Origin of the sequence: Pengzhenrongella frigida (assembly GCF_004168625.1) — a bacterium.
Taxonomy (GTDB): domain Bacteria; phylum Actinomycetota; class Actinomycetes; order Actinomycetales; family Cellulomonadaceae; genus Pengzhenrongella; species Pengzhenrongella frigida.
This window is the reverse complement of the sequence record NZ_SDWW01000031.1, coordinates 46,634-54,084: the sequence shown is the minus strand read 5'-3', so window position 1 is coordinate 54,084 and position 7,451 is coordinate 46,634. Positions and strand designations below refer to the sequence as shown.

Here is a 7,451-nt window from a genome sequence, read left to right as displayed (position 1 = left end):
GGAAGCTAAGCCCCTCTGCGCCGATGGTACTGCACGGGAGACTGTGTGGGAGAGTAGGTCGCCGCCGGACAACCATTACAGAAGGAGCCACCCCAATGGGGTGGCTCTTTCTATTTCTCTTGTGCTTCATTGCGCGAGATCGTGTGGCCCGCGGGGCGCAGCAGCGCCCGGCCGGGGCCAGTGCTCCTTCGGCGCGACGGATGTGACCGGCGCCAGCAGTGAATGAGATCATGGATCGACGCAGGACGATGAGGGGAAGACACGTGAACAACGACGCCGGCAACGCGAGCGGTTCGAGAGGTTCCGACGAGCGCGGCCGAGGCGGCCCTCGCGGCGGCAGCGCATCGGGCGGAGGCAACCGCTCGTCCAGCGGCGGTGCCGGTCGGGGCGGTGCGTCCGGAGCTTCGCGTGGGGGCGATCGTCCGTACCGTCCCGCTGGTGAGCGGTCCGATCGGCCGTCGAGCGGTGCACGTCCGCCGTTCCGGTCGAGCGACGACCGCCCCGCCAAGTCGAGCCGCTGGGAGAACAAGACCGAGAGCCGCGGGTCCGAGCGTCCTGCGCGTCCGGCCGGCGACCGTCCGTACCGTCCCGCCGGCGAGCGCGGCGAACGTCCGTTCCGCCCCGCGGGCGACCGGCCGAACCGTCCGACGACGGGCTCGCGTCCGCCGTTCCGGTCGAACGACGACCGTCCGGCCCGCTCCCCGCGCTGGGAAGACCGGAGCGACAGCCGCGGATCGGACCGTCCTGCGCGTCCGGCCGGCGACCGTCCGTACCGTCCCGCCGGCGAGCGCACCGAGCGCCCGTTCCGTCCGGCCGGCGAGCGCGGCGAACGTCCGTTCCGCCCCGCGGGCGACCGGCCGAACCGTCCGACGACGGGCTCGCGTCCGCCGTTCCGGTCGAACGACGACCGTCCGGCCCGCTCCCCGCGCTGGGAAGACCGGAGCGACAGCCGCGGATCGGACCGTCCCGCGCGTCCCGCCGGCGACCGTCCGTCCCGTCCCGCCGGCGAGCGCACCGAACGTCCGACCACGGGCTCTCGTCCGCCGTACCGGTCCAACGACGACCGTCCGGCCCGGCCCACCCGCTGGGAGGATCGCACCGAGTCCCGGGGCAGCGATCGTCCGGACACGCGTGGCGGCGACCGCCCGTACCGGCCCTCGAGCGACCGGCCCGACCGGTCCTCCACCGGTGCGCGCCCGCCGTACCGGTCGAACGACGAGCGTCCGACGCGCACGCGCGACGAGCGCGACGAGCGTTTCGGCAGGTCGAGCACCGAGCGTCCGGCGTATCGTCCGCAGACCCCGGACCGGCGTGACCGCAGCGACTACCGCGGTGGTGAGTACCGGGGGAGCGACAACCGAAGTGCGTCCCGTCCGCCGCGCGCCGAGCAGGAACGTCCGGCGAGCGACCGTCCCGCGTACAACGAGCGGCCGGCCACGGATCGTCCGGCCCGTTCCTACGAGGAGCGTCCGGCCCGGTCTTCCGAGCGTCCCGCGACCTCGCGTCCGGCGCGTTCGTACGAGGAGCGCCCGGCGACCGAGCGTCCCGCCCGTTCCTACGACGACCGTCCGGCGCAGGAGCGTCCGGCGCGGTCGTACGACGATCGCCCGGAACGGTCGTCAGACGACCGCCCCTCGAGCGAGCGCCCGGCGACCGAGCGCCCGATGACGCAGCGGCCGCCGACCCAGGACCGTCGCGAGCGCACCCCCTACAGCGGTAGCAGGGACACCCGTGGCGGGGACCGCCCGCAGCGCTCCTCCGCACCCCAGCGCTCCTCCGCACCGCAGCGCCCGGAGCGCCCGGACCGCCCGGCGCGCTTTGGCGAGAGCAACGACCGGCGCGATCGCGGCGAGAGCTCCTCGCGGGGCTACTCCGCCGCACCGGCCCGTGAGCCGAACCCCGACGATCACCGCCTGTCCCGGCCCGAGACCGAGCGGTTCGTGCCGCCGGAGATCCCCGAGGATGTGCAGTACTCGGATCTCGATCGCGCGGTTCGCGCCCGGTTGCGCACGCTGAGCAAGGACAACGCCGAAGGCGTCGGACAGCACCTGATCATGGCTGGGCGCCTGCTCGACACGTTCCCGGAGCTGTCGTACGAGCACGCCCAGGCGGCTGTCCGGCGCGCCGGTCGGGTCGACGTCGTGCGGGAGGCCGCGGGACTCGCGGCCTACCGCACCGGTCGGTATGCCGAGGCGCTGCGCGAGCTGCGCACGGTCCGCCGGCTCAACGGCTCCTCGGAGCACCTGGCGATCATGGCCGACTGCGAGCGGGGCCTCGGACGGCCGGAGCGGGCGATCGCCCTGGCTGCCTCCGACGAGGCAGAGGGCCTCGAGCCCGCCGCTGCCATCGAGCTCGCCATCGTGGTCAGCGGTGCGCGCCTGGACCTCGGTGAGCCCGAGGCGGCGTACGCGGCTCTTGCCGAGAGCGCGATCGCGAAGCTCGGCGGGGCGACCGGTGTCGTGGCCGTCCGGGTCGCGCAGGCTCGTGCAGCCGCCCTCGAGGCACTCGGTCGCTCGGACGAGGCGACGGCATCGCTCGCCGGCTTCTCCGCAGCTGAGCTGGCCGAGGCCGGCGGCGCGGATGACGACGAGGACGAGGACGACGTCGTCGTGTTCGACCTCGAGTCCGAGGACGAGGACGATTCCGTGGACGAGTCGGGCGACTCGGGCGTTCCGACGGACGGCAACGCGTGAGTGGCTTGATCTCGTGTGACGTCCCGCTGGCCGAGCGCTACGACTTGGCCCTCGTCGACCTCGACGGTGTCGCCTACAAGGGACATGAGCCGATCGAGGGTGCGGCCGAGGGGCTCGCCGGTGCCAGGGCCCTCGGCATGCGCCTGGTCTTCGTCACGAACAACGCCTCGCGGGAGCCGGAGTCGGTGGCCGCGCAGCTCACCGGGCTCGGCATCCCCGCCGAGCCGGACGACGTCATGTCGGCGGCGCAGGCTGCCGCCGGGGTCCTCGCGACCCGGCTCGCGCCGGGGGCGAAGGTGCTGGTGATCGGCGGGGCCGGACTGGTCACCGCGGTACGGGCGGCCGGCTTCGTCGTGGTCACCTCGGCGGACGACGAGCCCGCGGCGGTGGCCCAGGGCTTCGCCCCGGAGCTCGGCTGGACGCAGCTCGCCGAGGCGGCCTACGCGATCGAGCGGGGCGCCTGGCACGTGGCGAGCAACCTCGACCTCAGTCTGCCGACCGCCCGGGGTTTCGCTCCGGGCAACGGGTCGCTGGTCGGTGCGGTCCAGGCCGCCACCGGCGTGGTTCCCGACAGTGCAGGCAAGCCGGCTCCCACGATGTACCGGCTGGCCGTGTCCCGGGCGGGCTCCGAGCGACCCCTGGTCGTCGGGGACCGTCTCGACACGGATCTCGCGGGGGCGCGCGCGGCGGACTACCCCGGGCTGCATGTCTTGACCGGGGTGAACTCGGGTCGCGACGCCGTGCTCGCGCACCCGCGCGAGCGCCCGGACTTCCTCGGCGCCGACCTCGGCAGCCTGCTCGTCGCCCACGTGGCGCCGACGCGGTCGGCCGACGGCTGGTGGGCCACCCGCGGCGCGGCGTCGCGGGTCGTCGACGGCCGGCTCGAGCTGCACCGCACGGCGGACGGCGACGGCGAGTGGCTCGACCTGTGCCGGACGGCCTGCGCCGCGGCGTGGGCCTGGGTCGACGAGGGGCACGAGCTGGCCAGCGACTCGGTCCCGGAGTTCACCGTGGACAACGCTTGATCGCCACACCTGCCCGGTAGCGTGGGCGGCTGCACCATCACCGATCCGAGCGCGGATCACGGACGAGGAGCATGCGTGCACGACGACGTCCAGAACGTCACCGGCGAGACGGGTGACGCCGCGGTCGACCAGGCGCTCACGCGACTCGGTGATCTCGGCGACCGTCCGGTGGCCGACCATGTTGCCGCGTTCGAGGCCGTGCACACGGCTCTGCAGGATCGCCTCGCGGACACCGAGGAATAGCGCGTGGTCGAGCGCGTACGGTTGGACAGCGCACTGGTCCGCCAGGGGCTGGCACGCTCACGTCGGCACGCCAGTGAGCTGCTCACCGCGGGCCGGGTGAGCGTCGACGGCGCGCGCACGGTCAAGAGCTCGACCCCGGTCGGGCCCGGGCAGGTCCTCACGGTCGCGGAGCGGCCCGACGCGGGCCCGGACTACGCCTCCCGGGCAGGGCACAAGCTGGCCGGCGCGCTGGACGTGCTCGGCGTCGACGGACCCCGGGTGCACGGGCGGATCTGCCTCGACGCGGGCGCCTCGACGGGCGGGTTCACCGACGTGCTGCTGCGACGAGGGGCGACCCACGTCCTCGCGGTCGACGTCGGGCATGACCAGCTGGTGCCCTGGCTGCGCGCCGACCCGCGGGTCACGGTGCGGGAGGGCGTCAACGTGCGGAACCTGCACGCCGGCGCGTTCGATCCCGCGCCGGAGCTCGTCGTCGGCGACCTCTCCTTCATCTCTCTCACCCTCGTGCTGCCGGCGCTCGTCGCCGCCGCGGCCCCCGGCGCGGACCTGCTGCTGCTCGTCAAGCCGCAGTTCGAGGTCGGTCGGGAGCGGCTCGGCACCGGCGGTGTCGTCCGGTCCCCGCAGCTGCGCGCCGAGTCCGTGCTCGCGGTCGCCCGATCGGCGGGCCCACTCGGCCTGCGCACGCAGGCGGTCGTGGCCAGCGCGTTGCCCGGCCCGAGCGGCAACGTCGAATACTTCGTCTGGTTGGTCGCAGCTGCGGGGACGACCGTCCCCGCAGCTGCCGCCGCGACGCCGGACGCCGATCTGATCGCCCTCGTCGACCGCGCCGTCGCCGCGGGTCCCACCGGTGAGGGCACCAGCTGGACCAGCGGAGGCGACCAATGACCAGGCGAGCGCTCGTCGTGACCCATCGCAATCGGGAAGAGGCGGTCGCGGCGACGAACGAGGCCGTCCGCGAGCTCGAGCGGGCGGGGTTCGACGTGGTCAGCGACGAGGACGGCGTCGACCTGACCGGGGTCGAGATCGCCGTCGTGCTCGGCGGCGACGGGACGATCCTGCGCGCGGCGGAGGTGACCCGTGGCACCGACATCCCGCTGCTGGGCTTCAACCTCGGGCACGTGGGCTTCCTCGCCGAGAGCGAGCGGGAGGACATCGGTGAGGCCGTGCGGCGGCTCGCAGCCCGGGACTACGTGGTCGAGGAGCGCGACACGCTCGACGTCATGGTGCTCGTGCCCGGGGCCACCGGACCGTTGACCGGCTGGGCGCTGAACGAGGCCACGGTCGAGAAGGCGGACCGGGCCCGGATGATCGAGGTCCTCATCGAGGTCGACGGTCGCCCGCTCGAGACGTTCGGGTGCGACGGCGTGGTGATGGCGACCGCGACCGGGTCCACCGCGCACGCGTTCTCCGGCGGCGGTCCGGTCGTGTGGCCCGAGGTCGACGCCATGCTGCTCGTTCCCATCTCGGCGCACGCGTTGTTCGCCCGCCCGCTCGTCGTGGGCCCGGCGAGCGTGCTCGCGCTCGAGATCCTGCCCCGGTCGGGTTCGGTCGGGGTGCTGAGCTGCGACGGTCGGCGCACCATGGACCTCCCGGTCGGGACGCGGGTGGAGGTGCGCCGCAGCCCGGTCCCGGTCCGCCTGGCGCGCCTGAGCCCGGCGCCGTTCACCGACCGGCTGGTGAGCAAGTTCGCGCTCCCGGTCGAGGGGTGGCGCGGGGCGACGACGCTGCCGGGTTCCGATCAACCCATCGAGTCCGTCCAGGGGGACTGAGCCATGTTCGAGGAGATCCGGATCGAGAACCTCGGGGTGATCTCGGCCGCACGGGTCGTGCTCGGGCCGGGGCTGACGGTGCTGACCGGGGAGACCGGCGCGGGCAAGACGATGGTCCTCACCGGCCTCGACCTCCTGCTGGGTGGCAAGGCCGACGCCGGCACGGTCCGGATCGGGCAGGACCGCGCCGTCGTGGAGGGGCGGGTGACGGTCGGGCCCGACTCGCCGGTGCGCGCCCGGGCCGAGGAGGCGGGCGGCGAGCTGGACGACGACGGCTCCCTCGTGCTGCTGCGGACGGTTGCCGCCGAGGGTCGCTCGCGGGCGCACCTGGGCGGACGCAGCGTGCCGCAGGGGGTGCTCGCCGACCTCGCCGACGACCTCGTGACCGTGCACGGGCAGGCCGACCAGGCCCGACTGCGCTCGCCCGCCCGGCAGCGTGAGGCGCTCGACGCCTTCGCCGGGGCGAAGCATGCGGCGAACCTCACCGCGTATCGCGCGGACTGGGCCGAGCGGAGCCGGCTGGACGCCGAGATCGAGGAGCTCCGGGAGCGCGGCCAGGACCGGGCTCGTGAGGCTGAGCTGTTGCGGCTCGGGCTCGGCGAGGTCGAACGGGTGTCCCCGCAGCCGGGGGAGGACCTCGAGCTCGCCGCCGAGGCCGACCGTCTGGGCCACGCCGAGGACCTGCGCACCGCGGCAGCCATGGCGCACGACTCGCTCGCCGGAGAGGGCGATACCACGGACGACGCCGCGGCGACCATCGTCGTCGACCGGGCGCGCCGTGCGCTCGAGCAGGCGGGCGACCACGACCCGCAGCTGGCCGGACTGGCCACCCGGCTCGCCGACCTCGGCTACCTGCTCGCCGACATCGCGCTGGAGCTGTCCGGGTACCTCGAGGATCTCGACGCCGATCCGCTGCGGCTGGAGTCGGTGCAGCAACGGCGTGCGGAGCTCGGCCAGCTCACCCGAAGCTATGGCGAAGACATCGACCGTGTCCTGGCCTGGGCTCAGACCGCGGGCCTGCGGCTGCTCGAGCTCGATGGCGGTGGTGACCGGTTGGAGACCCTCGTGGCCCAGCGCGCTGCCCTGGTCACCGCGCTCGACCGGCGCGCGCTCGCACTGACCACCGCACGCCAGAAGGCGGCCAGCACGCTCGCCGCGGCCGTGACCGGCGAGCTGGCCGGCCTCGCGATGGCCGGCGCCCGGCTCCGCGTCGAGGTCACCGATGCCGGACCGGGACCGTGGGGGAGCGACGCGGTCGAGATGCTGCTGGTGTCGCATGCCGGCGCGCCGGCCCGTCCGCTCGGCAAGGGCGCCTCCGGTGGGGAGTTGTCCCGGGTAATGCTCGCGATCGAGGTCTCGCTCGCGACGTCGCCGCAGTCGGGCGCCCGCAGGCCACCGACGTTCGTGTTCGACGAGGTGGATGCGGGCGTCGGCGGGAAGGCCGCGGTCGAGGTGGGACGGCGGCTCGCCCTCCTCGCGCGCGGGTCGCAGGTGCTCGTGGTCACCCACCTCGCCCAGGTGGCCGCGTTCGCGGACACCCACCTCGTGGTGACGAAGTCCACGTCGGCCGGGATCGACACGGTGACGGACTCGGATGTTCGCGCCGTGACCGGGCCCGACCGGGTCCGTGAGCTGGCGCGAATGCTCTCCGGTCACGATTCAGATGCGGCCCAGACGCATGCCGCTGAGCTTCTCGCGCTGTCCGACGTGGGACGATGACT

The 7,451-nt window shown here is 74.2% G+C and carries 6 protein-coding genes and 1 rRNA gene; all 7 read left to right on the top strand.

Annotated elements, in window-relative coordinates; all coding sequences use genetic code 11:
* Nucleotides 1-70, top strand: a 5S ribosomal RNA gene (rrf, locus tag EUA98_RS20650); the annotation flags it as partial.
* Between the two features lie 1,594 nt (nucleotides 71-1,664).
* Nucleotides 1,665-2,693, top strand: a complete 1,029-nt coding sequence (locus EUA98_RS20280) for a hypothetical protein (protein ID WP_242511482.1) — start codon at nucleotides 1,665-1,667, stop codon at nucleotides 2,691-2,693.
* Nucleotides 2,690-3,718, top strand: coding sequence for an HAD-IIA family hydrolase (locus tag EUA98_RS13115; RefSeq protein ID WP_130103134.1), 1,029 nt, complete (start codon nucleotides 2,690-2,692; stop codon nucleotides 3,716-3,718). The genes EUA98_RS20280 and EUA98_RS13115 overlap by 4 nt, the downstream gene beginning before the upstream one ends.
* A gap of 75 nt (nucleotides 3,719-3,793) precedes the next feature.
* Nucleotides 3,794-3,961: a hypothetical protein gene (locus EUA98_RS19785; protein ID WP_165372831.1), complete on the top strand. Its 168-nt coding sequence runs from the start codon at nucleotides 3,794-3,796 to the stop codon at nucleotides 3,959-3,961.
* Between the two features lie 3 nt (nucleotides 3,962-3,964).
* Nucleotides 3,965-4,846 carry a TlyA family RNA methyltransferase gene (locus tag EUA98_RS13110; protein WP_130103133.1) on the top strand — a complete coding sequence of 294 codons (882 nt, stop codon included), beginning with the start codon at nucleotides 3,965-3,967 and terminating at the stop codon, nucleotides 4,844-4,846.
* Nucleotides 4,843-5,730 (top strand): NAD kinase, encoded by an 888-nt coding sequence (locus tag EUA98_RS13105; protein ID WP_130103132.1) that lies wholly within the window; start codon nucleotides 4,843-4,845, stop codon nucleotides 5,728-5,730. The genes EUA98_RS13110 and EUA98_RS13105 overlap by 4 nt, the downstream gene beginning before the upstream one ends.
* Nucleotides 5,731-5,733: 3 nt before the next feature.
* Nucleotides 5,734-7,449, top strand: a complete 1,716-nt coding sequence (gene recN / locus EUA98_RS13100; RefSeq protein ID WP_130103131.1) for a DNA repair protein RecN — start codon at nucleotides 5,734-5,736, stop codon at nucleotides 7,447-7,449.
* The last annotated feature ends 2 nt before the right edge of the window (nucleotides 7,450-7,451 follow it).